This is a genomic window from Novosphingobium sp. P6W (assembly GCF_000876675.2).
Classification (GTDB): domain Bacteria; phylum Pseudomonadota; class Alphaproteobacteria; order Sphingomonadales; family Sphingomonadaceae; genus Novosphingobium.
This window is the reverse complement of the sequence record NZ_CP030352.1, coordinates 93093-118637: the sequence shown is the minus strand read 5'-3', so window position 1 is coordinate 118637 and position 25545 is coordinate 93093. Positions and strand designations below refer to the sequence as shown.

Genomic DNA, 25545 nt, shown 5'->3' with positions numbered 1-25545 from the left:
TTTCACGTGAAACATCGATACGCGCTTTGACGCGAATCCCGCACTGCGATAAAGGCGTAGATATGCACTCCTTTGACGTGATCGTGATCGGCGGCGGCCATGCCGGCTGTGAAGCGGCAGCCGTGGCTGCCCGCATGGGTGCGCGTGTCGCGCTCGTAAGTTTCGATCTGGGCGCCGTCGGGGCGATGAGCTGCAATCCGGCAATTGGCGGGCTGGGCAAGGGCCACCTCGTGCGTGAGGTCGATGCTTTCGATGGCCTGATCGCCCGCGCGGCCGATGCCTCTGCGATCCACTACCGGATGCTCAATCGCTCGAAGGGTAGCGCGGTACAAGGCCCGCGTGTCCAGGCTGATCGCACGCTGTTCAAGGCAGCGATTCACCGAATGCTGCCTGAGCAGGGTGACCTGACTCTGATTGCCGGAGAAGCGGCGGCGCTGGTCCTCGACGGGGGCAGGGCAGTGGGCGTTGACCTTGCCGATGGCAGCAGGCTCGATGCGCACGCCGTGGTCCTGTGCACCGGCACCTTCCTTGGCGGTACCCTGTTCCGGGGTGAGGAACGCCTCGTCGGTGGCCGCATCGGCGAGGCTTCGGCGCAGCGTCTTGCCGCCCAGATGCGCGAAGCGGCGCTGCCGATGGCGCGGCTCAAGACGGGCACGCCGCCGCGTCTCGATGGCCGCACCATCGATTGGGCGCGTCTTGGCGAGCAGCCCTCAGACGGTGAAAGCTGGACGATGTCGGCCATGGAATCGCGCCGTATCGTGCCGCAGGTATTCTGCGCGATCACCCGTACCAATGAGCGCAGCCACGACGTCATCCGCGCGAACCTGCACCGCTCACCGTTGTTCTCCGGCGCGATCGGTGCGCAGGGGCCGCGCTATTGCCCTTCGATCGAGGACAAGATTCACCGCTTCGCCGACCGCGACGGTCACCAGGTGTTCCTGGAGCCGGAAGGGCTGAGCACCCATCTGGTCTACCCCAACGGCATCAGTACTTCGCTGCCGGCGGATGTTCAGCGGGCGGTGCTGCGCACTATGGAAGGGCTGGAAGCGGTCGAGATGGCAGTGCCGGGCTACGCGGTCGAATACGATCACATCGATCCGCGTGCGCTGCGCACCAGTCTCGAACTGCGCGATATTCCCGGGCTCTACTGCGCGGGGCAGATCAATGGCACCACCGGATACGAGGAAGCCGCCGCGCAGGGCCTGGTGGCAGGCCTTCACGCAGCCGCCGCGGTGATGGGCCGCGAGGCGCCGCCGCTTGACCGGGCCAACAGCTACATGGCGGTGATGATCGACGACCTGACGCTGCACGGCGTGAGTGAACCGTACCGGATGCTTACCGCCCGGGCCGAATATCGTCTGCGCCTTCGCGCTAACAATGCGACCACTCGGCTTACCCCTCTGGCCATCGCCGCCGGTGCGGCCAGTCCGGCCCGGCGCGAATGGTTCGCCCGGCGCGAGGAATCGCAGGCGGCGCTTTCGCAGGCTTTCGACGCGATTGTCCCGGCAACGGAGATGGCAGCAGCAGGCCTGCCGGTGCGCAGCGATGCGGGCCGACTGCCACTGCGCGAATGGTTCCGCTTCGGCGGGGTCGACATGAAGGGGCTCTCACCCTGGATCGCACCGACGCTGCTGGAGGATGCCGCCCTTGCGGAGGAGATGGCGGAGGACGCGGCTTACGCGCCTTACCTCGAAAGGCAGGAGCGGGAGCTGCGCGACTTGCGGGCAAGCGAAGCGCTGCTGCTCGGCGATGAATTTCCGTATGACCGGACCCCCGGCCTCTCACGCGAGATGATCGAGCGGCTGACCCGGGCAAGGCCAACAACACTCGCGGCCGCTGGCCGCATTCCGGGCATCACTCCGGCCGCGCTTGCTGCGTTGCTGGTTCATGCCCGCAGGGAAGCTGCATGATCACCAACGAAGACGAAGCACGCGATTGGTTGCGCGGGCTTCCCGAATGCGATGACAAGGCCATGGAGCGCCTGACGCTGCTCGTGGAAATGCTGACTGAAGAGAATCAGCGGCAGAACCTGGTTTCCTCTGCCAGCCTCGATCAGGTGTGGATGCGCCACATCGTGGACAGCGCGCAGTTGCTTCCACATGTTCCACGTGAAACATCTCTGCCCTGGATGGACCTCGGCACCGGAGCGGGATTCCCTGGCTTAGTCATCGCGGCGATGCGGCCGGAATGCGAAGTGATCATGGTCGAGTCGCGCAATCGGCGAATCGAGTGGCTTGAGCGCGCAAGAATCGCGATGGGCCTTGAGCGCGCGCGGATTGTCGGCAGCCGTCTCGAACTGGCCGAATCGCAGCCATGCAGTGTCATCTCGGCGCGTGCTTTTGCACCTTTGGAGAAATTGCTCGCATTATCTTCGCGATTTTCCACAAGTGACACGATCTGGCTGTTGCCCAAAGGGCGGTCGGCCAGCCAAGAATTGGACGACCTTCGCAACTGGCGGCATGTGTTCCACGTGGAACAGTCCTTAACGGATCCGCAGGCAGGCATCATTGTCGGCAAACTTGCCGGCGGGAAGGGTAAGACCGCGTGATCCGCATTGCCATTGCCAACCAGAAGGGCGGCGTCGGAAAGACGACGACCGCGATCAATGTCGCTACAGCATTCGCCGCCACGGGTTGGAAGACGCTGCTGATCGACATCGATCCGCAGGGCAATGCATCCACCGGCATCGGCGTGTCCGCCTCAGAACGTGGCGCCTCCTGCTATGACGTGCTGGTCGACCGGGTGCCGGTATCGCAATGCGTGATGCCCACCAAGATTCCCGGTCTGGACCTGCTGCCGGCGACCGTCGATTTGTCCGGTGCCGAGATCGAGCTGGTCAATGCGGAAGACCGCGCCCACCGCCTTCAGCGCACGCTGGGGCCGGAGCTGGGTTACGACGTCTGTCTGATCGACTGCCCGCCCTCGCTGGGACTGCTGACGCTCAACGCGCTCACCGCCGCCGATACTCTGTTGGTGCCGCTGCAGTGCGAGTTCTTTGCGCTCGAAGGGCTGAGCCAGTTGCTCCAGACGGTTGAGCGGGTGCAGCAGCGCTTCAACCCGGACCTTGGCATCATCGGCATCGCCCTGACCATGTTCGATCGCCGCAACCGGCTGACCGAACAGGTTTCCGAAGACGTGCGCTCGGTGCTTGGCAAGCTGGTTTTCGAGACGACGATCCCGCGCAATGTGCGCCTGTCGGAAGCGCCCAGTCATGGTGTTCCGGCTCTCATCTACGATCACGCCTGCGCCGGCAGCCGCGCCTATATGGCGCTCGCCCGCGAACTGATTACCCGCCTGCCCGAAAAGAGGATTGCGGCATGAACGACGACCCCATCATCCGCTTCAGCCTGCCGGGCAATGCGGCTGCCGCGAGTGCCGCTGGCGGCCCCACCAAGCAGAAACCCAAGGGCCTTGGCCGGGGCCTGGGCGCATTGCTGGGCGAAACCCGGCGCGAGGAACCGGTGGCCGGTAATGGCGGCGGCGAGGGCAGGGCGCCGCTAAGGGTTGGCGGGCTGGCCGTTTTGTCGATCGCCGACATCACGCCTGATCCCCAGCAGCCGCGCCGCATCTTCGATGAAGCCGCGCTGGAGGAACTGGCCGCCTCGATCGCCCAGCGCGGAGTGATCCAGCCCATCATCGTGCGCCCGCGTGATAATGGCCGCTACCAGCTTGTTGCCGGTGAGCGTCGTTGGCGCGCCGCGCAGAAGGCCCAGTTGCACGAGATCCCGGCACTTGTACGCGAACTGACCGACCGGGAAGTCATGGCGCTGGCCCTGATCGAAAACCTCCAGCGTGAGGACCTCAACCCGATCGAGGAGGCGCGCGCCTACAACCGCCTGTCCGAACTGGAAGGCATGACCCAGGCCGAGATCGCCCGCATGGTCGACAAGAGCCGCAGCCACGTCGCCAACTTCCAGCGTCTGCTCGCGTTGCCGGAAGGGGTGATTACGCTTGTCGAAAAGAACCAGCTTTCCATGGGCCATGCCCGTGCGCTGATCGGCTGCGACGATGCAGAGGATATCGCCGAGGCTGCCGTCACCAAGCAGATGTCGGTTCGCGAGATCGAGAAGTTGGTACGTAAAAAGCAGCGCGGCGATACCGCTCCGCGCCGTGCCCGTGCTGCCCGCAATGCCACTGCGGATGCGGATATTATGGCCGTGCAGAACCACCTCGAGGAATTCCTCGGCCTTCCAGTGAAGATCAGCGCCGATGTCGACCCGGCATCGGGCACGGTGACGATCCGCTATTCGACGCTGGATCAGCTCGATCTGGTCTGCCAGCGGCTGACAGGCGGCGCGATCTGACGCTGCCGCACTGACCATAAGGGTGACGAAATTGGGGGCCGCTTCTGGATGAAGCCGGCCCTCTATTTCGTTGGCCTTACTGTGCCCTGACGCGCTTGTCTGGAACGATCCTCACGCGCTTGTCCGGCGCTGCCCTGGGGCGTTTCGGAATGACGCGGTAAGCGGGGCGCACTGGAGCATCTTCGTAGACGTATTCCACTGTCTCGGTGCAACTCGGCTGCGGCTGCGCAGGATAATAGCCTTGCTGCGCATAGCTGCCGTAGCCGGGATTGCCCCCGCTTTGGGTATAGCGGGCATAGTAATCGTCGAGGTAAGCCTCGCACTCGTCGCGGTTACGGCCGGTGTCTTCGGTCTTGTCGATCACCGTGCCGGCAGCCGCACCTACGGCCGCGCCCGCGAGGGTGCCGACCGTGCGATTGCCGCGTCCTGCTATGCGGTTTCCGGCAAAGCCGCCGACCACGCCGCCGATCAGTGCGCCGCCCAAGCCGGAATCCCGTGCAGACAGGCGCCGGCGGCAATCGGCCAGCCAGGCATCGCGCGCGGCAGGTTCGTATCCGCCGTAACGCTGTGCCTCATCCCCTCCCTGAGAATCCCGACCTTCCTCATAGATTTCGCCGGGGTACAGCCCGCCCGGATAGGCGGGGGACTGCTGGGCCAAAGCCGGGGTAGCGGCGAGGGAAATTGCCGCAGCGGCGGAAACACGCAGAAGAAGACGCATCGGGAGAACCCTTTCGCGGTGCCGGGGACTTGTTAGTCCCATCAGTTAACGCGAAATTTAGCATCGTAAAGCGCGCAAGACCAAGGATCTTGCACAGGCGTCGATGGATGTCCCGAATCGGTGCAGGCCGCGAAGCGCCGCCCTCAGATCGCCAGTGCGGCGACCTGCGCGATAAGCTGGATGCCGGCAGCATCTTCGTCGTCGAAACGGCCGGGCGTGGGGCTATCGAGATCGATCACCGCAATCACGTGGCCATCGCGCAAAACCGGCACGACCAGTTCCGAACGGCTAGCGGCATCGCAGGCGATGTGGCCGGGAAAGGCGTGAACGTCCGGCACTACCTGGATCGATCCCAGTGCGGCGGCGGTTCCGCAGACGCCCGCTCCCATGGGAATGCGGATGCAGGCCGGTTTGCCGATGAACGGCCCCAGCACCAGCTCGTCGCCGATCACGCGGTAGAAGCCGGCCCAGTTGAGGTCGGGCAAGAATTGCCAGATCGTCGCCGCCAGGTTCGCCATGTTGGCGACCGCATCGGGCTCACCCTGCAACAGCGCATCGGCGGCGCGGGCAAGGCTACTGTAGAGTTCCGGCTTGGGGAGATCGGTCTGAGCGGCAAAGTCGTACATCGAGGTCTGTTAGCGCAACTCTTTGTTGTCGCATAGGCTGTGTGGCCTTATCCCGGTGGCATGCACCCGATCCTCAAGAAGACCGCCATCGCCTCCACCGTGATCGTCCTGGCTGCCGCCGGGCTGGTCTACTGGGGCCTGCACGCCAACAGTTCAGACCTGCCCAGCGATGCGACGGCAGGCAAGGACCCGCAACTGGTCGAGCCTGCCAAGCAGTGGATTCCCAGCATCGCGCTGGCAAAACCGGTGGGCTGGGCCGCCGGAGAAGCGCCCAGGGCCGCGAATGGGCTCACGGTCGCGCGCTTCGCTGAAAAGCTCGATCATCCGCGCACCATGCTCACGCTGCCAAATGGCGATGTGCTGGTGGCCGAAACCAACGCCCCTGCAGGCAACAAGCCGAGCGGGTTCGTAGGCACGATCATGGGCATGATGATGAGCCGCGTCGGCGCCGGTGCGCCTTCGCCCGACCGTATCGTCCTGCTGCGTGACGCAGACGGCGACGGCAAGGCCGAAACCCGCGAAACCTTCCGCACCGCCGACATGCATTCGCCTTCCGGCATGGCCTACCGCGACGGCAAGCTCTACATCGCCAACCACGACAAGGTCCTCGAATTCGCCTTCACGCCGGGCCAGACCAAGCTCGAAGGCAAGCCGCTGCGCACGATGATGGACCTGCCGCCTTCCGGTAACCACTGGATGCGCAACCTGCTCATGAGCGAGGACGGCAAGCACCTGTACGTCGCCGTCGGATCTGCCACCAATATCGCCGATAACGGCATGGAAGCCGAAACCGGGCGCGCCATGATCTGGGAAATCGATATCGAGACCGCGCGTCGCCGCCAGTTCGCTGCCGGTATGCGCAACCCTAACGGCCTTGGCTGGAATCCCTCTACAGGAGAGCTATGGGCGACCGTGCAGGAGCGCGACATGCTCGGCCCTGACCTCGTGCCGGATTACCTCACCAACGTGCCCGTAGGGGCCCAATACGGCTGGCCCTGGGTCTACTGGAAGACGACCTTCGACGAGCGCGTCGAATGGCCGATGCAGACCTATATGCTCGAATATACCCGTAAGCCCGAATATGCGATGGGCGCCCACGTATCCTCGCTGGGTCTCACCTTCGCGAACGGCGGCAACCGCATGGGCAAGGGCTACGAGAACGGCGTCTTCATCGCACGCCACGGTTCCTGGAATCGCCGCCCTGCAGCGGGTTACGACGTGGTCTTCGTACCCTTCGATGCGAACGGGAACCCAAAGAACGTAAAGCCGCAGCCCGTGTTGACAGGCTTCCTCAAGGACAACGGCGACACCCACGGCCGCCCGACCTGGGTGGCGTGGGACAAGGGCGGCGCCCTGCTGGTGAGTGACGATACCGCCGGAATCATCTGGCGCGTGATCGCTCCGGGTGCGCAGCCGTCGGCAGCGATCAAGCCAGTGGTGACAGAGCACATGAAGCCGCTTGAGGAGATCAAGGACCCCACGGCAGCCCCGGAGATGATCGGGGGCTTCCGTAAGGAAGACGACAAACTGCTGCCCTGAAGTGTTAAAAGGAGCAGCAGGGGGGGCCAAGCTCCCCTGCGCCCCTTTAAAGCGTCTTCCCGGCCCGTCCGGCCAATTCATTCACATATTGCCACGCCACTCGTCCTGAGCGCGCGCCGCGGCGGCGTGACCATTCGAGTGCATCGCCCGGTTCCCATTCCAGCTCGAACTCGCCAGCATAGCCACCGATGATCGCAAGATATGCTTCTTGATCGCAGTTGTGGAAGCCCACCGACAGGCCGAAGCGGTCCGCTAGGGCAAGGCGTTCGTCGACGATATCGCGGGGATTGATGGGGTCGTCTTGCTCGGCCATCGAGCGGCCCACGATCGCGCGGCGGTTCGAGGTTACGGCAAGGCGCACATTCGCCGGGCGTGCCTCGACGCCGCCTTCCAGCCATGAGCGCAGCACGCGCGGGCCTGAGCCGTCGCCTTCCTCGAAACCGAGATCGTCGATGAAGACGAGGAAGCTGCGGTCCACCTTGCCCAAGGCGGCAAACAGGGCGGAGACGCCTGAGAGCGCTTCCTGCGCCACCTGGACGAGGGCGATGCGCCTCGGATGAGCGGCATCGGCGGCGCGGATGGCGGCGCGCAGCAGGGCGGACTTGCCCATGCCGCGTGATCCCCAGAGTAGCATGTCGTGGGCGGCGTACCCTGCGGCAAGGCGCTCGACATTGGTGACGACGCGTTCCTTTTGACTTTCGATCCCGCGCAGCAGGGTGAGGGCGGGAGCATCAAGGCGCTCGACGCCGCGTGCGCTGCTTCCGGTCCATACGTAGGCGGGGTGGGCAAGCCAGTCGGTCTGGTCTGCGGTGTGCGGGGCGAGGCGTTCGAGGGCCTCGGCGATCCGGGTCAGCAGGGCGGCTTCGGGTGTTGCGGTGGTCATCTGCGCGCTTTTCCTTGGCATTCGTCGCGCGCGGCTATAGCGGCGGGGCATGGACCACGCCAGTCGACCTGCCATGCTCGATACGTCACCGGAAGGTATTTCGGCTGCGGCTGACATTCTGCGCAATGGCAGGCTGGTCGCGGTGCCTTCGGAAACGGTCTACGGGTTGATGGCGCGGGCGGACCGGGATGCGTCTGTCGCGGCAATCTACCGTGCCAAGGGGCGCCCCAGTTTCAATCCGCTGATCGTTCATGTGCCCGATCTTGCCGCCGCGCAGGAACTGGTGCGGTTCGATGCGCGTGCCTTGCAGTTGGCAGAGGCGTTCTGGCCGGGGGCGTTGACCTTGGTGCTGCCCTTGCGTGAGGGGGCCGCCGTTGCGCCGGCGGTAACGGCTGGCCTGCCGACATTGGCGCTGCGCTGCCCGGCCCATCCGGTCATGCGGGCGGTGATCGATGCGGCGGGGCTGGCGCTTGCCGGTCCTTCCGCCAACCGCAGCGGCGGGGTCAGTCCGACCGATGCCGTCCATGTCGTGGCTTCACTGGGCGCGAACGTGGATGCAGTCGTCGATGGCGGGGCCTGCCAGGCCGGGCTGGAATCGACCATCGTGGCGCTGCGCGAGGATGGCCGGTGGCAGGTCCTGCGGCCGGGGCCGATCACCGAAGCACGGATCGAGGCCATCCTTGGCACGCCGAGCGAGCCGGTGACCTCCCATGAAATCGAGGCACCGGGGCAACTCGCCAGCCACTATGCGCCGGGAAAGCCGGTGCGGCTCGGCGCCATATCTGCCGAGGCGGATGAATTCCATATCGGGTTCGGCGCGGTGGCAGGGCACGCCACGCTGTCAGCCAGCGGCGATCTGGCGGAGGCGGCGGCGCGGCTTTATTCCCTGCTGCATGAGGGGGCCGCTGCGCCTCACTCGCGCATCGCCATTGCCCCGATCCCCGACAGCGACATCGGAACGGCCATCAACGATCGCCTCCGCCGCTCGGCCGCATAGAGCTAAATCAGCGCGGCTGGTAAGCACCCGGGCTGATCGCCTGGATATCCGAATAATCGTCGCGGGCTTTGGCGCAGGAGGATTCCGTGCCTGCCCGGCATTCGCGCAGGTGCTTCTGGTATTGGCGGTCCAGCTTGCCGCGTTCCTCTTCCTGCTTTCGCAGCTGGCGACCGCGCTTTTCGTCGGACTCGGATTGGCTGGTGGTGGTCCAGTCAACCGCTTTGCCGGCGACGCGAACGGGCGCGGTTACGACGCTGGCAACGGTGCGGACGCAGCCGGAAAGCATCGGAACGGCAGCGATTGCCAAGAGCAGGGCAGAGCGGTTCATCATGTGCGCAGGTTCACACGAGGATGGTGACGGCGCAATGAATGATCAAACGAGTATCTCACGGCTCACCGCAAAAGTCGTCCGTCCTGAAACGTGAAAGGCCGCCTCCTTGCGGAAGCGGCCTCAAAATGTTTCACGTGAAACGTCGCTCAGGCGGTTTCGGGCGTGTCGTAATACTTCGGTGCGTGCTCATTGAGGATCGAGAGGATCTTCTTGAGTGCAGCCGGCTCGTCCGTCTTTTCCATCGCCGCGAGTTCGCGGGCGAGGCGCGAGGAAGCAGCCTCGAAAATCTGGCGCTCCGAATAGCTCTGCTCGGGCTGATCGTCGGCGCGGAACAAGTCGCGCGTCACCTCGGCGATCGACACGAGATCGCCGGAGTTGATCTTGGCTTCGTATTCCTGGGCACGGCGCGACCACATGGTGCGCTTTACCTTGGGCTTACCCGTAAGCGTAGCAAGCGCTTCGCGCAGGGTCTTGTCGGACGACAGCTTGCGCATGCCGATCGATTCGACTTTGTTGACAGGAACACGGAGCGTCATACGCTCTTTTTCGAACCTTAAAACGTAAAGCTCGAGCTGCATCCCGGCAATTTCCTGCTTCTGCAGCTCGATGACACGACCCACGCCGTGCTTAGGGTAAACGACGTAATCTCCAACATCGAAGGCATCGGCCCTGGTTGCCATGTATCGTCCTTTCACCTGCAGGGTTCCCGATTGTTCTGAATTGGGAGAAAAACCGGAAGGATGCGACTCCGGAGGCGCGTGAACGCCTCTACCGCCCGGTCAGATTACTCTCCCAACCGTCTGCTTTCGAACCCTGCCTCGCAATAAAGAATGCCTGCCGAACGAGCAGAGGGCTCGGGCAGTTGGACGATTATATAGCACCGATTTGGTAAAATTGCCAGAGGCGCGAAAACGATTTCGTTTTCCACCTTGGCACCAGGCCGCTCACGGCCAGAATGGCGCGTTTTCTTCGGAAAACCGCGCTATTTCAACGTGGCCGGGTGAGTGCCCGGCCACGCTACAATAAAAATCAGTCGCCTTCGCCGGGTTCGGGCGAGAAGAACTTTTCGAACTTTCCTTCGACGTCCTTCATCTCGTCCGCGTCGTCAGGCGCGTCCTTTTTCGTGGTAAGATTGGGCCATTCCGCCGAATACTTGGCGTTCAGTTCCATCCACTGCTCAAGGCCGCTGTCGGTGTCCGGCAGGATCGCTTCTGCCGGGCACTCAGGCTCGCACACGCCGCAGTCGATGCACTCGCTGGGATTGATGACGAGCATGTTCTCGCCCTCGTAAAAGCAATCCACGGGGCAGACTTCCACGCAGTCCATGTACTTGCACCTGATGCAGGCGTCGGTGACGACATACGTCATGAGTGCGCAATCCTTCCTTCAGGCGTCATTCGATTGCCGCGCTGCTATGAGATCAGCGGGCCTCCCGTCAAGCACTCTATAGCAGGCCAGCGCTTCGCTTGAAGGCCCGCGGCGCACTGGCAGGGAAAGGACTTCTATCACGAGGACACCTGTAGCTATTGGCAGCGTCAATATGTCGCCCGTACCGATCTTCTGGTGAGCGCGGTCGATCCGGCGCCCGTTGAGACGGATATGGCCTTCTTCCGCCATCGCCAAGGCTAACGGACGGGTCTTCACAAGTCGCAGGAACCACAGGAGCTTGTCCACTCTCATGGGGCCGCTCTTGCAGGCATCACCGCACCATGTCCGCCAAGGCGGCGAAGACACCGCCGGGGCGCGGCGGTGCAGGGCGTTCCGGCTCGATCTGGCGGCGCGCTGGGCGCCAACGCCAGCGGACCGGGGCGGGGGCCCCATGCACCTCTGCCGCGAGGGAACGGGGCATGAGTGGCTGGAATCCGGCAAGGCGCAGCAGTCGGGCGTAGCTTGCGGTGGTAAGCCCCATGGACACCGCGCGAGCAGGATCGAGCAGGAAGCCGGCAGCGGCGCGGTCCGTCCTGGCGCGCAGGTCATGCGCCTCGCGCAGTAGCTTTTCAGCCATGTCTAGGCGCAGAAGCTGTTTGCCGAGGCTGCGATAGCCGGGCGTGACGCGGTGGTTTTCGGCCGGGAGAGTGGGCGCCATATGCGGTTCGGGCGATGGACCGTTAGGCTTTCCGGCGATCCGCGCCATTTCCCGCCACAGTGCGATCGCCTGCGTGCGCAGCATGGCAGGTACGAAAAGGTCGAGCGCGCCGACCTTCACGCCAAGCCGCGCGAGCATCGTGCGGCGGCCCTTGTCGAGCCGATCGACCCCGGTGTCGTCGCGCGGGGCCATGCCGCCGCGCTCCACCAGCGTGATGAGCAGCGCGCGAAGATCCGGCCCGGCATCCGCCGCCCGGCTCGCCTCATCCAGCTTGATGAGGGGGGCGAGCGGTTTGAGTGCGGTGTCCAGCCATCGTTCCAACGCGGCCACGAGGGCTTTTCGTGAAGGCGCGGGCACTGCATCGAGCGTGCGGTCGGGCACGACCAGCGGCGTCAGCAGCGACCGGCCCGGTGCCAGGCTGGCCAGCTTCTGGTTGTCCCAGACAAGCGCGCCGTCCTCCAGCGTGATGGCAGCGGCGCCGTCTTCACCCGCGATTGTTTCCACCAGCGCATCGGCGCGCTTCTGGAGCAGGCGCGAAAGATGCTTTTCCGCCGCTGCGAGCAGCAGCTTGCGGTCGGACAGACGCGCGCCCGGATCGACCTGGAAGGCGAATCCGCGCAGGGAGCCGATGTGCTCACCCTCGACCAGCACTTCCTCGTCTTCGAGGCGTACCGAAAGCAGCGCAGCGTCCGGCCCCAGCTTTTTCATGAGCACGGCGGTCCGGCGGTTGATGAAACGTTCGGTCAGCTTGCCGTGCAGGGCGTCGGACAGGCGGGCCTCCACGGCGCGGGCGCGGGCGGCCATTTCATCGCGGGCGAGGACCCAGTCCGGACGCTGGGCGATATAGGCCCACGAGCGGATCGCGGCGATGCGGCCCTGCAGGGTGTCGATGTCGCCGCCGGTGCGGTCGAGCTGAGCGATCTGGCCGGCGACGAAATCGGCGCCGAGTTCGCCGCTGCGCAGGTCCTGCCAAAGCCGGGCGACGAAACGCGAATGAGTCTCGATCCCTTGCTGGCGAAAGTCGGGCAGGCGGCACACTTCCCAGAAACGGCGGACCTGGCCAAAGCCGCGCACGGTATCGGCCACGTCCCCTTCGTCAGCCAAGCGCTTTAGTACCGCAAGGTCGATCGCCTCTGGCGCGGGGGCCAGTTCGGGGCGGTCGGGCCGAATTTCGAGATCGGCGATAAGCGTGCCCAGGCTGTCGAAACGCGGTTCCGGTTCGCGCCAGAACAGCTTCGTCAGCGGCGCGAAGCGATGTTCCTCGATGGCGTAGACTTCGTCGGGCTCGAATTCGGAATCGTGGCCGCCCGATCCGGTCAGCGTGCCGAAAGTGCCGTCCTTCTGGTGCCGCCCGGCGCGCCCGGCGATCTGGGCCATCTCGGCGGTGGTCAGGCGGCGGTGGCGCCGCCCGTCGTACTTTGAAAGCCCGGCGAAAGCGACATGCTCGACATCCAGGTTGAGGCCCATGCCGATCGCATCGGTGGCGACAAGGTAGTCGACCTCGCCCGACTGGTAGAGCGCGACCTGCGCATTGCGGGTCTGGGGCGAAAGCGCGCCCATCACCACCGCCGCGCCGCCGCGGAAACGGCGCAGCATCTCGGCAATGGCGTAGACCTGTTCGGACGAGAAGGCGACGATGGCGCTGCGCGGCGGCACCCGGCTCAGTTTCTTTGCGCCGGCATGGGTAAGCGTGGAAAAGCGCGGACGGGTGACGATTTCGACCCCCGGCACCAATGCACGCACCAGCGGCTCGATGGTGGAGGAGCCGAGGATCATCGTCTCCTCGCGGCCGCGTGCGTGGAGCAGGCGATCGGTGAAGACGTGCCCACGTTCCCGGTCGGCGGCGAGCTGGGCCTCGTCGATGGCGACGAAGGCCATCGAGCGTTCCATGACCGGCATCGCTTCGGCCGTGCAGATCAGATAGCGCGCGCTTTTCGGCTCGATGCGCTCTTCGCCGGTGATCAGCGCGACGCTGTTCTCGCCCTTGATCTTGACTACGCGGTCATAGACCTCGCGCGCCAGCAGGCGTAGCGGAAAGCCGATCATGCCGCTGGAATGGGCACACATGCGTTCAATAGCGAGGTGGGTCTTGCCGGTGTTCGTCGGCCCGAGCACCGCCTTTACCCCGGTAGGGGCATCGTTTCGGGCAGAGGCATTCCGATCGTTAGCCATTGGAACGAATGTGGCACTGCGGCTCGCCGCTCGCAAGAGTCAGGTTGCCGAAATCACCCCTACAAATCCACAATCTTAGGCGGGTCTTAACCTTGTAAGGGCAAGGGATTTAATAAGAGACCCGCAGTTGGGTTGCCGGGGATCTTCCCCGTGATTGCTAGGGACCGGGCATTTTGTTCAGGCCGCTTAAGCACGAGCGCAAGCAAGAAAGCGGCGATCGGGCAGACGTTCAGGATGGTGACGAGGGCGCGCTTGCGGCTCCGTTCATGCGTGCCCAGGCACCCGCCGCTAAAGCGCGCGAGGCGTCAGTCGTGCTCGCATTCCCTGCACCTTTCAATCGTGTACGGCCTGCGCCTGCGGAACCGATACAAGCGCCGCCGCTGCCGCTTGGCCGTCTTGCGCAGTACCGCGAGGCGGTGGAAACATGGTGCGCGGGTGCGGACCTCGCCCCCGACCTGGCTAACGATATCGGCAGCCGAACATGGCTGCGCGGCCTTGCCACGCTGCTGGGCCTCAGCGCTGCCGCGATTGCCCTGAGCCCTGACTTTTCGGCCGTGGAGGCAGCCACCGCGATGCCGCTCCAGGCCCGGGAGCGCGATGAGTTCCGCAGCCAGTCGATCGCACCGCTGGCGCTGGGCGCCGATAGCGGCCGCCATATGGGCGCAACGCCGCTGGTGCGTCCCCTTGCCAGCGTTCCCGAACGGCCCGCGATCCAGCTAGTCTCCACGCTGGGGCAGGGCGACAATCTTGGACGGATGCTGGAACGCGCGGGGCTGGGCGACGGTGATATTGCGCGTGTCTCGCTGCTCGTCGGGCAGGCGGTGCCGGTGGGTGACATCGCCTCGGGCACGCAATTCGACATAACCTTGGGCAAACGTCCGGCGGCGGGAGCGGCGCGCGTTCTCGATTCGCTCGATTTCCGTGCTCGTTTCGATCTCGACCTGTCGATAGAACGCAGTGGAGGCGGGCTGGCGCTGGTGCGCCGCCCGATCCGCGTGGATGAGACTCCGCTGCGCATTCGCGGAACGGTTGGCTCCAGCCTTTATCGCTCGGCGCGCAATGCCGGGGCGCCGGTTGCGGCGATCCAGTCGTACCTGCGTGCAGTGGACAAGTATCTCAGCTTTGAAAGCGACCTGAACGCGAACGACCAGTTCGACTTCGTCGTCGCCTACAAGCGCTCGGCCAAGGGCGAGCGGCAGGCGGGCGATCTCCTTTACGCCGGGGTCGAACGTGCCGGAAAACCGCGCCTGCAACTGCTGCGCTGGGGCAAGGACGGCGAGATGTTCTCTGCCGGTGCGGTTGGCCAGGCGCGCAGTGTCCAGATCGGACAGCCGGTTGCGGGCGGACGGATCACATCGCCCTACGGCGCGCGCAGGCACCCGATCCTGGGCTATGTGCGGATGCACGCAGGCATCGACTTCGGCGCACCCTATGGCTCGCCGATCTACGCGGTGGCAGATGGCACGGTGAGCTTCGCCGGGCGCCACGGGGGCCACGGCAACTACGTCCGCCTTCAGCACGGCGGCGGGCTGGACACCGGATACGGGCACATGAGCCGCATCGCGGTGGCCAATGGCAGCCGCGTGCGGGCAGGGCAGGTGATCGGCTATGTCGGCTCGACCGGGCTTTCCACCGGGCCGCACCTCCACTTCGAGGCCTATCGCGGCGGGCGCACTATCAACCCGTCCGGCATCGCCATCGTCTCGCGCTCGCAGATCGACGGCAAGGAGCGCGACGCCTTCATGGCGAGGTTGCGGGCTGTGCTCGATGTTGCGCCCGGCGCCGCGCTTGGTGCCGTGGCTTCTGCGCAAAGCGAGGTCACGCAAGACCAGCGCGAGATCGACAAACTTGCGCCCGGCAGCGGCGCCTAGGCGACCTTCGCAACCCTCGCGCGATTGAACGCGAGGGTTTTTTGCGGCAAGCAGCCGCGCATGACCGGCACATATCCCCACACCCGCCTGCGCCGCGTGCGCGCCACCGCCTGGAGCCGCGCTCTCCACCGCGAAACCTTGCTGACTCCGGCCGATCTGATCTGGCCCCTGTTCGTCACTGAGGGCGAGGGCGTGGAAGATCCGATCGCCTCGCTGCCCGGCGTTTCGCGCTGGTCGGTCGACGGCATCGTCGCGCGGGCGAAGGAAGCGGTGGAGCTTGGCATCCCGTGCCTCGCGCTGTTCCCCCACACCCAGCCCGAACGCCGCAGCGAGGACGGCGCCGAGGCGCTCAATCCCGACAATCTGATGTGCCGAGCGATCCGCGGCGTGCGCGATGCGCTGGGCGACAGGATCGGCCTGCTCACCGACGTCGCGCTCGATCCCTATACCAGCCACGGGCAGGACGGGTTGATCGACGATGCGGGCTATGTCCTCAACGACGAAACGGTGGAAGCACTTGTGGGCCAGTCGCTCAACCAGGCGAATGCGGGCGCGGACATCATCGCCCCGTCCGACATGATGGACGGCCGTATCGGCGCGATCCGCGATGCACTGGAAGACGCCGGCCACATCAACGTCCAGATCATGAGCTACGCGGCCAAATATGCCTCGGCCTTTTATGGTCCATTTCGCGATGCCGTCGGCTCGCGCGGGCTGCTCAAGGGCGACAAGAAAAGCTACCAGATGGACCCCGGCAACACCGAGGAAGCTCTGCGCGAAGTGGCGATGGACCTTGCCGAAGGCGCGGACACGGTCATGGTGAAGCCGGGCCTGCCTTACCTCGACATCGTGCGCCGCGTGAAGGAGCGCTTCGAGGTGCCGGTCTTCGCCTATCAGGTCTCGGGCGAATACGCGATGATCGAGCATGCCGTCGCCGCCGGCGCGGCCGATCGTGACGCGATGGTGCTGGAAACGCTGCTCGCCTTCAAGCGTGCGGGCTGCTCCGGCGTGCTGACCTATCACGCTGCCCATGCTGCGCGCCTGCTGATTGGCTGAGATGTTTCACGTGGAAACATCGCGGCTGGTCCTGCGCGACTGGAGAGCGGGCGATATCGACCTCTTTACGCAGGTCACCAATACCCCGTCCGTCATGCGCTGGCTGGGCGGGGTGATGGATGCGGACAAACTCGCGCTGTTCGAGGAACGCGTCCTCGGCTTTCAGGAGCGGCTGGGCCACACCTTCTGGATCGTGGAGCGCAAGGCCGACGGCGGGCATCTTTCAGGCGCGCTGCTGGGTTTCTGCGGCTTGAAGGTGATCGACGCCGCCGGCGCCGCCTTCCCCGGTGAGATGGAAATCGGCTGGCGTATGCGCGATGACGCCTGGGGGCAGGGCTATGCGAAGGAAGCTGCCGCCGCATCGCTCGATGCCGGGTTCGACCGCTTCGGCGCGGCGGAAATTTTCGCCATCACTAATATCGAGAACACGGCGAGTTGGGGCCTGATGGCCCGCCTCGGCATGGTCCGCCGCGAGGATCTCGATTTCGTCGACACGCGCTTTGACCCGCCCATGGGCAATACCATCGTTCATTCGATCTCTGCGAAAGACTGGCGCAAACAGCTGAAATAATCTGCGTTCCGGATGGCCATTAGTCTGTTCTTGAGCATGTTCGGCAAGTAGTTACCCTGCAAATCGGCACGGGGGCTGAATTCGAAAATGACTGAGAGCGTTCAAGAATTCGCCGGTCCGGCGTCGATCGGCAAAGTCGCCGGTGGGCAGCGCGGATTGTTCGTCGCCACGATTCTGGTCGGCAGCTTCCTGCTGTTTCTTGTACAGCCAATGGTCGCGCGCATGGCGCTGCCTCGTCTGGGCGGCGCGCCCAATGTATGGAACAGCGCGATGCTGGTCTATCAGGCGCTGCTGCTGGCCGGTTATGCCTATGCGCACCTGCTGGGCCGGTTGCCGCTGCGCAAGCAGGCGATTATCCATGTCGCGCTATTGGTCCTTGCCGGGCTGACCTTGCCGGTGGGACTGGTCTCGCTGGCGCCGATCGCGGGCCTTTCCGAAGCGCTGTGGGTCCCGCTGCTGCTGGGGCTGAGCATCGGGCCGGTGTTCTTCGTCGTTTCCGCGCAGGCCCCGCTGATGCAGCGCTGGTTCGCCGCCGATCCGCAGTCAGGCGCGCCTTGGGCGCTTTATGCAGCATCGAACCTCGGCAGTTTCGCGGGGCTGCTCGCCTATCCGCTGCTGGCCGAACCGCTGCTGACCCTGCGCCAGCAAAGCCTGGCGTGGACCGCCGGTTTCGGGGTGCTGATCGCGCTCGTCGTTGCCGCTGCGCTGGCTCGGCGGCGCCTTTCCGAAGCGGTCGCCGCCGCCGCTGCCGACACAGGCGCAGAGGCGCCGATCGGTTGGCGTACCGTCACGCTATGGCTGGCGCTGTCTGCGGTGCCGTCCGGCCTCATGCTGTCGACGACGACTCACCTTACCACCGACATTTTCGCGATGCCGCTGCTCTGGGTGATCCCGCTCGGCCTCTATCTCCTCAGCTTCGTGATCGCATTCTCGGACCGGCGCGGCGCGGTGACAGCGATCAGCCGCGTGACGCCGGTGGTGGTGCTTTTTGCCGGCGGCTACGCGATGATGTCGAACGGCTCCGGCACGCTGTGGATGGTGGGAGGCACCTGCCTGCTGCTGTTCTGCGTGGCTGCAGCGCTGCACGGCCGCCTTTACGACCTGCGGCCCGGCACTGCCCATCTCACCCGTTTTTATCTGACGATGTCGGCGGGCGGCGCCGTTGGCGGCCTGTTCACGGCTCTTTTGGCGCCGTTGATGTTCGACTGGGCCTGGGAGCATCCCCTGCTCGTCCTGGCGGCTGCCGCTCTCATTCCGCTACGGCCCCTGCTGGGCTGGCGTGAACGCGATGGCATCGAGCCGGGCATCGCCCGCGTCGTGCTTATGGTGCTGCTCACCCTGGCGCTGCTCCTTGCGTGGTGGATCGGCAGCAATCTCCTGGAGCCAGGCGGTGCGCTTGCGGCGCTGCTGCTTTCCGTTTTCCTGATGGGCATCGGGATCATGGTCATGGCGTGGCGCGGTGCTTTCGTGGCAGTCTTGCTGATTGCGATGATGGGGCAGGGCGGTATCTGGACGATCCGCTCGACCATCGATGGCGAACGTACCCGCAGCTATTTCGGTATCTATACCGTCCGCGATAATTCTGAAGAAAAGATGCGGACCCTGGCCCACGGTACGACGCTGCACGGCGAGCAGTCGCTGGATCCTGCCCGCTCGCACGAGGCTCTGACCTACTACGGACCGACATCGGGCGTGGGGCTGGCGCTCAGTGCAGTGCCGGCCATCAAAGGTCCGCATGCGCGGATCGGCGTGGTGGGCCTGGGCACCGGCTCGCTCGCCTGCCGTGCGCGGCCGGGGCAAAGCTGGACGTTTTTCGAGATCGACCCGGTAATGCTGCAATTCTCCACCAGCGGCCGTTTCACCTTCCTTCGCGATTGTACGCCGAATGCGCGGGTAATTATCGGCGATGCGCGGCTCGAACTGGGGGAGCTTTCGCCGGCCATATTCGACGTCCTGGTGATCGACGCCTTTTCCTCGGATGCGATCCCGATGCACTTGCTCACGCGTGAAGCGATGCAGGTATACCTGCGGTCGCTGGCACCGCGTGGGCTGCTGCTGCTGCACATCTCCAACCGCTACATAGATCTGGCGCCGGTGATTGGCACCACGGCGCAGGACAGCGGGCTTTCCGCGCTGTCGCGGCTCGATATCCCCAAGGACGGCGCCGGTTACACTCCGTCGCGCTGGATCGCTTTGTCGCGCGATGCGGGCCTGCTTAACGCCCTTGCGCGCGTGCACCCCGATACTCCATGGAAGAGGCTTGAAGAACGGGCGGCGGAGCCTTGGACGGACGATCATGCGTCCATCCTTCCGCACGTTCGCTGGGAAAATCTGACAGGAAACCCATGACCCTGACCCGCACCGACATCACCCTGGCCGCAATCAATGGCAAGGCGCCGAGGATCCACTCCAGCGCGTTCATCGCGCCGGGCTGCCGGATCATCGGCAATGTCGAGATCGGGCCTGACGCCAGCATCTGGTACAACTGTGTGATCCGTGCCGACGTTCACCGCGTGGTGATCGGCGCTCGTGCCAACATCCAGGACGGCACCGTCGTCCACTGCGACAGTCCCAAGCCGTCGAACCCGGACGGTTTCCCCACCATTATCGGTGATGACGTGCTGATTGGTCATCTGGCGATGATCCATGGCTGTACGCTGGAGGACCGGGCGTTCGTCGGACTTGGCGCGATCGTGATGGACGGCAGCTACATCGAATCGGACGGCATGCTTGCCGCAGGGGCGCAGCTTACCGGCAAGCGCATCGGCGCGCGGCAGCTTTGGATGGGCCGTCCTGCCAAGTACCTGCGCGACCTTGACGATTCAGCGGTCGCCGCGAACCAGGCCGGCGTGAAGGGCTATGTCATCAACGGACGGATGCATGCCGAGGCGCTTGGGCTGAAAGGCTGATGGCGCGGCCGAAGGCTGAATTGCCGTCGGCCGACGCCTTGCGCGCTCTCATCGATAAGGAAGGGCGCCTGGCTCTGCGCGTAACGCCCGGCGCGAAATTCGAAGCGCTGGAAATTGCGGACGGCCGTGTGCTCGTGAAAGTCCGGGCTAAGCCGGAGGACGGCAAGGCGAATGACGCTGTGCGCGATTTGCTGGCCCGTGCGCTGGAATTGGCACCGTCGAGGCTCGAACTGCTACGCGGGGCGACGTCGCGCGAGAAGCAGTTCAGGATTTCGCTTTAACAGCGCGGCGGCTTCAGCATCCTTCCAATCCCAAAAGTTTCACGTGGAACTTGATCGCGTTCAATCGCGGATCAGGCCGCGAAGGGCCTCAATCCGGTCTGCCTCGTGGGCGGGCTTGTCGGCGCGGATGCGGCTGATGCGGGGAAAGCGCATGGCAACGCCAGACTTGTGGCGCTTGCTCGAATGGACCGAATCGAAGGCTACCTCGAACACCAGCGATCGGTCGGTTTCGCGCACCGGGCCGAAGCGGTTCACGGTGTGATTACGCACGTAGCGGTCGAGCCATTTCAGCTCCTCGTCGGTGAAGCCGAAATAGGCCTTGCCCACCGGCAGCAGTTCCGCCCCTGCATCGGGATCGCCGTCCCAGCAGCCGAACGTGTAGTCCGAATAGAACGAACTGCGCTTCCCCGACCCGCGCTGGGCATACATCAGCACGCAGTCGATCAGCAACGGATCACGCTTCCACTTGTACCAGAGCCCGGCTTTGCGCCCGGCCACATAAGGGCTGTCGCGCCGCTTGAGCATGACCCCTTCGATGGCATCGTCCCGCGCGCGCTCGCGAATGGCGGAGAGTTCGGTAAAGTCCGCCGCCGGGATCACTCCGCTGATATCAAAGCGTTGTGGATCGAGCCGGGGCAGTAATCCCTCCAAAGAGCCCCGGCGCTTTGTCCAAGGCAAAGTACGCAGGTCTTCTCCCTCGATGATCAAAGCATCGTAAAGTCTTACGAATGCGGGAAATTCCTCCCGCATTTTCTTGCTGACCGTCTTGCGGCCAAGCCGCTGTTGCAGCGCGTTGAAACTTGCCGCACCGCCTGCCTCTCCGCCTTGATGTGCGCCGCGCACCAGCAGTTCACCGTCCAGCACCGCATCGATCGCCAGTGCCTCGGCAATCTCGGGGAAGGTGGCGGATATGTCGTCGCCCGAGCGGGAATAGACGCGGGTTTCGCCGCCTGCGTGGACCACCTGCACCCGGATGCCGTCCCACTTCCATTCCGCCGCATAGTCCGCCAGATCGACCTCGCTGTCCTCCAACCCGTGGGCGAGCATGAAGGGCCGGAACAGCGGCAGGTTTTCAGAGCTGGGCGGCTCCGCTCCGTGCGCTGCCCAGTCGAACAGCGGGGCATAGGGCGGGGCCTGCCCGTGCCAATGCTCCTCCACATCCTCAACCGCGACGCTGAAAGCCTGCGCGAAGGCTGTCTTGGCGAGCCGCGCCGAAATGCCGATCCGCATCGCTCCGGTAGCCAGCTTGAGCAGGGCATAACGCCCGTTCGCGTCGAGCCGGTCAAGCAGCCGGGGCAGGTCGGTCATGACGTTGGCCCGCGTCATGCGTGACAGCGCGTCCACGGCCTCGGACACCGTGGGCGGGGAGGGCGCTTCTGCGGGTTCAGGCCAAAGCAGGCTGGCAGTCTCAGCCGAATCGCCGACGTATTCGCGGCTCAGGGTCCACAGGACCGGGTCGATGCGTTCGGTCAGGAGGTTGCGGATCGTCGCGCTCTTTACCGCCGGGAAGTCCAGCCCGTCAGTCAGCGCGGCAAGCGCCCAGCCTCGATCCGGGTCGGGCGTTTCGCGCAAGTAATCGGCCAGGAGTTTTAGCTTGGCGTTGCGGCTGCGGGTGTAGACCAGCGCGTCCAGAAGGGCGGCAAACTTTTCCATCAGAAGGGCCGGTGGCCCCGGGCCTCAATCATCTTCATCCTCATACCCCACGAGCGCCAGAGCCCGAGCCTTCCGCTGGTTCAACTCGCACCACCGCAACATCGCTTCTTCGCGCCCGTGCGTGATCCATGTCTCGGCCGGGTTTACGTCCACCACCGTTTGCGTAAGTTCGTCCCAGTCCGCATGATCGGAGATGACGAGCGGGAGTTCGACCATCCGCTGCCGCGCTCTTTGCCGAACCTGCATCCAGCCAGAGGCCATCGCGGTGATCGGGTCCGGCAGGCGGCGGCTCCAGCGGTCGTTCAGGGCCGAGGGCGGGGCAAGGACCACGCTGCCGAGGAGTTCCTCCTTGCCGGCGTCCGAGACGAGCCGCAGGTCGCCCAGATCGATGCCCCATTCCTCGTAGAGGCGGCACATGCGTTCCATTGCGCCGTGGAGCCAGATCGTATCGCGGTGCCCGGCGCGGCGCAGCTCGGCGATCAGGCGCTGGGCTTTCCCCAAGGCATAGGCGCCCACCAGCACGCAGCGCTGCGGATTGGCGGCGAGAGCGTGCAGCAGTTTGCCTACCTCTTGCTCCACAGGCGGATGGCGGAATACGGGGAGGCCGAAGGTCGCCTCGGTGACGAGGACGTCGCAGGGGGTAACTTCGAACGGCGGGCAGGTCGGGTCGGGGCGGCGCTTGAAGTCGCCAGTGACGACGATGCGCTCGCCTGCGTGTTCGAGCAGGATCTGCGCGGAGCCGAGAACGTGGCCAGCGGGAAGCCATGTGGCGTGGACACCTCCGGGTAATGCGATTCGCTCTCCGTAGGGGACGGGGACGGCGCCTTCTTCAGTGGCGTAGCGCAGTTTCATGATGGCGAGGGTGGCGGGGGTGGCGAAAGTTGCGCCGTGGCCGCCGCGCGCGTGGTCGGCGTGGCCGTGGGTTACCAGCGCCCGGTCGATGGGACGCGCAGGATCGATCCAGCAGTCTGCAGGGACGACGTGAATGCCCCAAGGTTCGGGTCTGATCCAGGAAAATTCGCGGGCCATGAAAAGGAAATGGGGCGGAAACCCTGCGGTTCCCACCCCATCATTATTGCTTGTTTATGGCGGTCAATCGTCGGAGCTGGTTTCCGGCTGGATACCGGGCTTCTTGGCCGTCCGCTTGACCGGCGCCTTCTTCTTGGCCTTGGTCACCTTGGGCGGGGAGGGCGTCAGCTCGAAGTTGAGCGCGTCTTCCTTGACCGAAACGTGGACCTCGCCGCCGTGGGCCAGTTTGCCGAACAGAAGTTCCTCGGCAAGCGGCTGTTTGACCTTCTCCTGAATGACGCGGGCCATCGGGCGGGCGCCGTAGAGCTTGTCGTAGCCGCGATCGCCCAGCCATTCGCGAGCAGTCGAATCGAACTGGATGTGGACGTTCTGGTCGGCCAGCTGGAGTTCCAGCTGGAGGATGAACTTGTCCACGACCCGGCTGATCGTATCCTTGGCGAGATAGGCGAAGGGGATGATCGCATCGAGGCGGTTGCGGAATTCCGGCGTGAAGAGCTGCTTCACCGCTTCCTCGCCGGCGTCCTGCTTGGACACATCGCCGAACCCGATGCCGACCTTCGCCATGTCCGAAGCGCCCGCATTGGTGGTCATGATGAGGACCACGTTGCGGAAATCGACGGTTTTGCCGTGGTGGTCGGTCAGGCGGCCGTTATCCATCACCTGCAGGAGGATGTTGAACAAGTCGGCGTGGGCCTTCTCGATTTCGTCGAGCAGCAGGACGCAGTGCGGCTGCTGGTCGATGGCATCGGTGAGCAAGCCGCCCTGGTCGAAGCCGACATAGCCCGGAGGCGCGCCGATCAGGCGGCTGACCGAGTGGCGCTCCATGTATTCGGACATGTCGAAGCGCTGCATCGGAATGCCCATGACCTGCGCCAACTGTTTGGCAACTTCGGTCTTGCCGACGCCGGTGGGGCCGGAGAACAGGAACGAGCCGATGGGCTTTTCCGGATCGCGCAAGCCTGCGCGGCTGAGCTTCATCGCGGTGGAGACCAGCTCGATCGCCTTGTCCTGCCCGAAGACGACGCGCTTGAGATCACGCTCAAGCGTGCCGAGCGCCTTCTTGTCGTCGGAGCTGACCGACTTGGGCGGGATGCGCGCCATCGTCGCGATGACCTGCTCGATCTCACGCGCGGTGATGGTCTTCTTGCGGCGGCTGGGCGGAACCAGCATCTGCATGGCGCCGACTTCGTCGATCACGTCGATCGCCTTGTCAGGCAGCTTGCGGTCGTTGATGTAGCGGGCTGAAAGCTCCACCGCCGTCTTGATGGCGTCGGGGGTGTACTTGACCTTGTGGTGTTCCTCGAACGCGGTGCGCAGACCCTTGAGGATCTTGATGGTGTCCTCGATCGTCGGCTCGTTCACGTCGATCTTCTGGAACCGGCGCAGCAGGGCGCGGTCCTTTTCGAAGTGGTTGCGGAACTCCTTATAGGTGGTCGAGCCGATGCAACGGATCGTGCCGCCCGACAGAGCCGGCTTGAGCAGGTTCGATGCGTCCATCGCGCCGCCGCTGGTGGCGCCCGCACCGATCACGGTGTGGATCTCGTCGATGAACAAGACCGCATGCGGCATCTTTTCAAGTTCCGAGACGACCTGCTTGAGGCGTTCCTCGAAATCACCGCGATAACGGGTTCCGGCCAGCAGGCTGCCCATATCGAGCGAGTAGATCACCGCTTCGGTTAGGACTTCGGGCACTTCGCCCTCGACGATCTTGCGCGCTAGGCCTTCCGCAATCGCGGTCTTGCCCACGCCCGGATCGCCCACGTAAAGCGGGTTGTTCTTGGAGCGGCGGCACAGGATCTGGATCGTGCGGTCCACTTCGGGGCCGCGGCCGATCAACGGGTCGACCTTGCCCTTGAGCGCCTTCTCATTGAGGTTGACGGTAAACTGGTCGAGCGCGGAATCCTTTTTGTTTCCGGCGGCCGGCTTGGATTCGTTCTTGTCCTCGGGCGTGGGGGTGCTGTCGTCGGCCGCGCCCTTGGGGCTGCGATCTTCGATGCGCTTGCCGCCCTTGCCAATGCCGTGGCTGATGTAGCTGACGGCGTCGAGGCGGCTCATGTCCTGCTGCTGCAGGAAATATACGGCATAGCTGTCACGCTCGGAGAACAGGGCGACCAACACATTGGCGCCGGTCACGGTGTCCTTGCCAGACGACTGGACGTGCAGGATGGCGCGCTGGATCACCCGCTGGAAGCCGGCGGTGGGGGCGGGATCGCCCTTTTCCTCGGTCTTGAGCGACTGGTATTCCTGGTCCAGATACTGGCGCACCACGTCGCCCAGGTCGCCAAGGTCCACGCCGCAAGCCTGCATGACCTGGGCCGCGTCCGTATCGTCGATCAGCGCGAGCAGCAGGTGCTCGAGCGTCGCATACTCGTGGCTCCGCTCAGACGCGTGAGACAGAGCCGAGTGCAGGGTCTTTTCAAGGCTTTGCGCGAAACTTGGCATTTATGCGACCTTCATTGTGAGGGACGACTCTCCGTACAAGGGAGTTTGGCGGTGAGAGGTTTCGGGATCGATATAGG

Annotated in this window: 23 protein-coding genes; 12 read left to right on the top strand and 11 right to left on the bottom strand. The window is 64.7% G+C overall.

Annotated features, from left to right (window positions below; translation table 11 throughout):
• The first annotated feature begins 62 nt into the window (after nucleotides 1-62).
• From mnmG to TQ38_RS00570, 4 genes are read left to right on the top strand one after another with little or no spacing between them, the layout of a single operon-like run.
• The gene (gene mnmG / locus TQ38_RS00585; protein ID WP_043974281.1) at nucleotides 63-1910 is read left to right on the top strand and encodes a tRNA uridine-5-carboxymethylaminomethyl(34) synthesis enzyme MnmG; all 1848 of its coding nucleotides are present in this window, start codon (nucleotides 63-65) and stop codon (nucleotides 1908-1910) included.
• Complete coding sequence (gene rsmG, locus TQ38_RS00580; RefSeq protein ID WP_043974283.1) at nucleotides 1907-2548, top strand: 16S rRNA (guanine(527)-N(7))-methyltransferase RsmG; 642 nt, start codon at nucleotides 1907-1909, stop codon at nucleotides 2546-2548. Before mnmG ends, rsmG begins: the two co-directional genes overlap by 4 nt.
• Nucleotides 2545-3321 carry a ParA family protein gene (locus tag TQ38_RS00575; RefSeq protein WP_043974285.1) on the top strand — a complete coding sequence of 259 codons (777 nt, stop codon included), beginning with the start codon at nucleotides 2545-2547 and terminating at the stop codon, nucleotides 3319-3321. Before rsmG ends, TQ38_RS00575 begins: the two co-directional genes overlap by 4 nt.
• The gene (locus TQ38_RS00570) at nucleotides 3318-4304 is read left to right on the top strand and encodes a ParB/RepB/Spo0J family partition protein (protein ID WP_043974288.1); all 987 of its coding nucleotides are present in this window, start codon (nucleotides 3318-3320) and stop codon (nucleotides 4302-4304) included. The genes TQ38_RS00575 and TQ38_RS00570 overlap by 4 nt, the downstream gene beginning before the upstream one ends.
• A gap of 76 nt (nucleotides 4305-4380) precedes the next feature.
• Here TQ38_RS00570 and TQ38_RS00565 read toward each other — a convergent pair whose 3' ends face one another.
• Complete coding sequence (locus TQ38_RS00565) at nucleotides 4381-5022, bottom strand: glycine zipper 2TM domain-containing protein (protein ID WP_043974291.1); 642 nt, start codon at nucleotides 5020-5022, stop codon at nucleotides 4381-4383.
• A gap of 143 nt (nucleotides 5023-5165) precedes the next feature.
• Nucleotides 5166-5648 carry a GAF domain-containing protein gene (locus TQ38_RS00560; RefSeq protein ID WP_043974295.1) on the bottom strand — a complete coding sequence of 161 codons (483 nt, stop codon included), beginning with the start codon at nucleotides 5646-5648 and terminating at the stop codon, nucleotides 5166-5168.
• A 60-nt stretch (nucleotides 5649-5708) separates the two neighbouring features.
• Here TQ38_RS00560 and TQ38_RS00555 point away from each other — a divergent pair, with 60 nt between their 5' ends.
• On the top strand, nucleotides 5709-7187 hold the full coding sequence (locus tag TQ38_RS00555; RefSeq protein WP_043974296.1) for a sorbosone dehydrogenase family protein: 1479 nt from the start codon (nucleotides 5709-5711) through the stop codon (nucleotides 7185-7187).
• A 46-nt stretch (nucleotides 7188-7233) separates the two neighbouring features.
• Here TQ38_RS00555 and TQ38_RS00550 read toward each other — a convergent pair whose 3' ends face one another.
• Nucleotides 7234-8070, bottom strand: a complete 837-nt coding sequence (locus TQ38_RS00550; protein ID WP_043974299.1) for a DUF815 domain-containing protein — start codon at nucleotides 8068-8070, stop codon at nucleotides 7234-7236.
• A gap of 49 nt (nucleotides 8071-8119) precedes the next feature.
• Between TQ38_RS00550 and TQ38_RS00545 the strand changes: the two genes are divergently transcribed.
• Nucleotides 8120-9067 (top strand): L-threonylcarbamoyladenylate synthase, encoded by a 948-nt coding sequence (locus TQ38_RS00545; protein WP_043974301.1) that lies wholly within the window; start codon nucleotides 8120-8122, stop codon nucleotides 9065-9067.
• A gap of 7 nt (nucleotides 9068-9074) precedes the next feature.
• Here the strand turns inward: TQ38_RS00545 and TQ38_RS00540 are convergent, their stop codons facing one another.
• The 5 genes from TQ38_RS00540 to TQ38_RS00520 form a co-directional block, all read right to left on the bottom strand.
• Nucleotides 9075-9398 carry a hypothetical protein gene (locus tag TQ38_RS00540; RefSeq protein WP_043974305.1) on the bottom strand — a complete coding sequence of 108 codons (324 nt, stop codon included), beginning with the start codon at nucleotides 9396-9398 and terminating at the stop codon, nucleotides 9075-9077.
• 146 nt (nucleotides 9399-9544) lie between these two features.
• A complete protein-coding gene (locus tag TQ38_RS00535) occupies nucleotides 9545-10078 on the bottom strand; it encodes a CarD family transcriptional regulator (RefSeq protein WP_043974307.1) in 534 nt (177 codons plus the stop codon).
• 349 nt (nucleotides 10079-10427) lie between these two features.
• Nucleotides 10428-10766 (bottom strand): ferredoxin FdxA, encoded by a 339-nt coding sequence (gene fdxA, locus TQ38_RS00530; RefSeq protein WP_043974310.1) that lies wholly within the window; start codon nucleotides 10764-10766, stop codon nucleotides 10428-10430.
• An 18-nt stretch (nucleotides 10767-10784) separates the two neighbouring features.
• The gene (locus tag TQ38_RS00525; protein WP_043974314.1) at nucleotides 10785-11078 is read right to left on the bottom strand and encodes an RNA-binding S4 domain-containing protein; all 294 of its coding nucleotides are present in this window, start codon (nucleotides 11076-11078) and stop codon (nucleotides 10785-10787) included.
• Nucleotides 11079-11097: 19 nt separating this feature from the next.
• Nucleotides 11098-13656, bottom strand: a complete 2559-nt coding sequence (locus tag TQ38_RS00520) for a helicase-related protein (RefSeq protein WP_043974317.1) — start codon at nucleotides 13654-13656, stop codon at nucleotides 11098-11100.
• Between the two features lie 311 nt (nucleotides 13657-13967).
• On the opposite strand from TQ38_RS00520, the gene TQ38_RS00515 reads away from it, so the two are divergent.
• The 6 genes from TQ38_RS00515 to TQ38_RS00490 all read left to right on the top strand — a co-directional run bounded on the left by TQ38_RS00515 (nucleotide 13968) and on the right by TQ38_RS00490 (nucleotide 20344).
• Nucleotides 13968-15527: a M23 family metallopeptidase gene (locus tag TQ38_RS00515; RefSeq protein ID WP_240197918.1), complete on the top strand. Its 1560-nt coding sequence runs from the start codon at nucleotides 13968-13970 to the stop codon at nucleotides 15525-15527.
• 60 nt (nucleotides 15528-15587) lie between these two features.
• The gene (gene hemB, locus TQ38_RS00510) at nucleotides 15588-16583 is read left to right on the top strand and encodes a porphobilinogen synthase (RefSeq protein WP_043974320.1); all 996 of its coding nucleotides are present in this window, start codon (nucleotides 15588-15590) and stop codon (nucleotides 16581-16583) included.
• 1 nt (nucleotide 16584) lies between these two features.
• Nucleotides 16585-17154 carry a GNAT family N-acetyltransferase gene (locus TQ38_RS00505; protein WP_205316051.1) on the top strand — a complete coding sequence of 190 codons (570 nt, stop codon included), beginning with the start codon at nucleotides 16585-16587 and terminating at the stop codon, nucleotides 17152-17154.
• Nucleotides 17155-17241: 87 nt separating this feature from the next.
• Complete coding sequence (locus TQ38_RS00500) at nucleotides 17242-19503, top strand: spermidine synthase (protein WP_205316050.1); 2262 nt, start codon at nucleotides 17242-17244, stop codon at nucleotides 19501-19503.
• Entirely contained in the window at nucleotides 19500-20063 is a 564-nt protein-coding gene (locus tag TQ38_RS00495) for a gamma carbonic anhydrase family protein (protein ID WP_043974327.1), read from the top strand. The genes TQ38_RS00500 and TQ38_RS00495 overlap by 4 nt, the downstream gene beginning before the upstream one ends.
• Nucleotides 20063-20344 (top strand): DUF167 domain-containing protein, encoded by a 282-nt coding sequence (locus TQ38_RS00490; RefSeq protein WP_043974330.1) that lies wholly within the window; start codon nucleotides 20063-20065, stop codon nucleotides 20342-20344. The genes TQ38_RS00495 and TQ38_RS00490 overlap by 1 nt, the downstream gene beginning before the upstream one ends.
• 60 nt (nucleotides 20345-20404) lie before the next feature.
• On the opposite strand, the gene TQ38_RS00485 is transcribed toward TQ38_RS00490, so the two are convergent.
• From TQ38_RS00485 to clpA, 3 genes are all read right to left on the bottom strand, one after another.
• Nucleotides 20405-21997 carry a cisplatin damage response ATP-dependent DNA ligase gene (locus tag TQ38_RS00485; RefSeq protein WP_043974333.1) on the bottom strand — a complete coding sequence of 531 codons (1593 nt, stop codon included), beginning with the start codon at nucleotides 21995-21997 and terminating at the stop codon, nucleotides 20405-20407.
• Nucleotides 21998-22021: 24 nt separating this feature from the next.
• Nucleotides 22022-23026, bottom strand: coding sequence for a ligase-associated DNA damage response exonuclease (locus tag TQ38_RS00480; RefSeq protein ID WP_043974335.1), 1005 nt, complete (start codon nucleotides 23024-23026; stop codon nucleotides 22022-22024).
• A 63-nt stretch (nucleotides 23027-23089) separates the two neighbouring features.
• Nucleotides 23090-25468: an ATP-dependent Clp protease ATP-binding subunit ClpA gene (clpA, locus tag TQ38_RS00475; protein ID WP_043974337.1), complete on the bottom strand. Its 2379-nt coding sequence runs from the start codon at nucleotides 25466-25468 to the stop codon at nucleotides 23090-23092.
• Between the last annotated feature and the right edge of the window lie 77 nt (nucleotides 25469-25545).

Bases quoted from the DNA above. Each gene is read 5' to 3' on its own strand.
- mnmG (WP_043974281.1), top strand. From the start codon at position 63: ATGCACTCCTTTGACGTGATCGTGATCGGCGGCGGCCATGCCGGCTGT.
- rsmG (WP_043974283.1), top strand. From the start codon at position 1,907: ATGATCACCAACGAAGACGAAGCACGCGATTGGTTGCGCGGGCTTCCC.
- TQ38_RS00570 (WP_043974288.1), top strand. From the start codon at position 3,318: ATGAACGACGACCCCATCATCCGCTTCAGCCTGCCGGGCAATGCGGCT.
- TQ38_RS00565 (WP_043974291.1), bottom strand. From the start codon at position 5,022: ATGCGTCTTCTTCTGCGTGTTTCCGCCGCTGCGGCAATTTCCCTCGCC.
- TQ38_RS00560 (WP_043974295.1), bottom strand. From the start codon at position 5,648: ATGTACGACTTTGCCGCTCAGACCGATCTCCCCAAGCCGGAACTCTAC.
- TQ38_RS00555 (WP_043974296.1), top strand. From the start codon at position 5,709: ATGCACCCGATCCTCAAGAAGACCGCCATCGCCTCCACCGTGATCGTC.
- TQ38_RS00550 (WP_043974299.1), bottom strand. From the start codon at position 8,070: ATGACCACCGCAACACCCGAAGCCGCCCTGCTGACCCGGATCGCCGAG.
- TQ38_RS00545 (WP_043974301.1), top strand. From the start codon at position 8,120: ATGGACCACGCCAGTCGACCTGCCATGCTCGATACGTCACCGGAAGGT.
- TQ38_RS00540 (WP_043974305.1), bottom strand. From the start codon at position 9,398: ATGATGAACCGCTCTGCCCTGCTCTTGGCAATCGCTGCCGTTCCGATG.
- TQ38_RS00535 (WP_043974307.1), bottom strand. From the start codon at position 10,078: ATGGCAACCAGGGCCGATGCCTTCGATGTTGGAGATTACGTCGTTTAC.
- fdxA (WP_043974310.1), bottom strand. From the start codon at position 10,766: ATGACGTATGTCGTCACCGACGCCTGCATCAGGTGCAAGTACATGGAC.
- TQ38_RS00525 (WP_043974314.1), bottom strand. From the start codon at position 11,078: ATGAGAGTGGACAAGCTCCTGTGGTTCCTGCGACTTGTGAAGACCCGT.
- TQ38_RS00520 (WP_043974317.1), bottom strand. From the start codon at position 13,656: ATGGCTAACGATCGGAATGCCTCTGCCCGAAACGATGCCCCTACCGGG.
- hemB (WP_043974320.1), top strand. From the start codon at position 15,588: ATGACCGGCACATATCCCCACACCCGCCTGCGCCGCGTGCGCGCCACC.
- TQ38_RS00505 (WP_205316051.1), top strand. From the start codon at position 16,585: ATGTTTCACGTGGAAACATCGCGGCTGGTCCTGCGCGACTGGAGAGCG.
- TQ38_RS00500 (WP_205316050.1), top strand. From the start codon at position 17,242: ATGACTGAGAGCGTTCAAGAATTCGCCGGTCCGGCGTCGATCGGCAAA.
- TQ38_RS00495 (WP_043974327.1), top strand. From the start codon at position 19,500: ATGACCCTGACCCGCACCGACATCACCCTGGCCGCAATCAATGGCAAG.
- TQ38_RS00490 (WP_043974330.1), top strand. From the start codon at position 20,063: ATGGCGCGGCCGAAGGCTGAATTGCCGTCGGCCGACGCCTTGCGCGCT.
- TQ38_RS00485 (WP_043974333.1), bottom strand. From the start codon at position 21,997: ATGGAAAAGTTTGCCGCCCTTCTGGACGCGCTGGTCTACACCCGCAGC.
- TQ38_RS00480 (WP_043974335.1), bottom strand. From the start codon at position 23,026: ATGGCCCGCGAATTTTCCTGGATCAGACCCGAACCTTGGGGCATTCAC.
- clpA (WP_043974337.1), bottom strand. From the start codon at position 25,468: ATGCCAAGTTTCGCGCAAAGCCTTGAAAAGACCCTGCACTCGGCTCTG.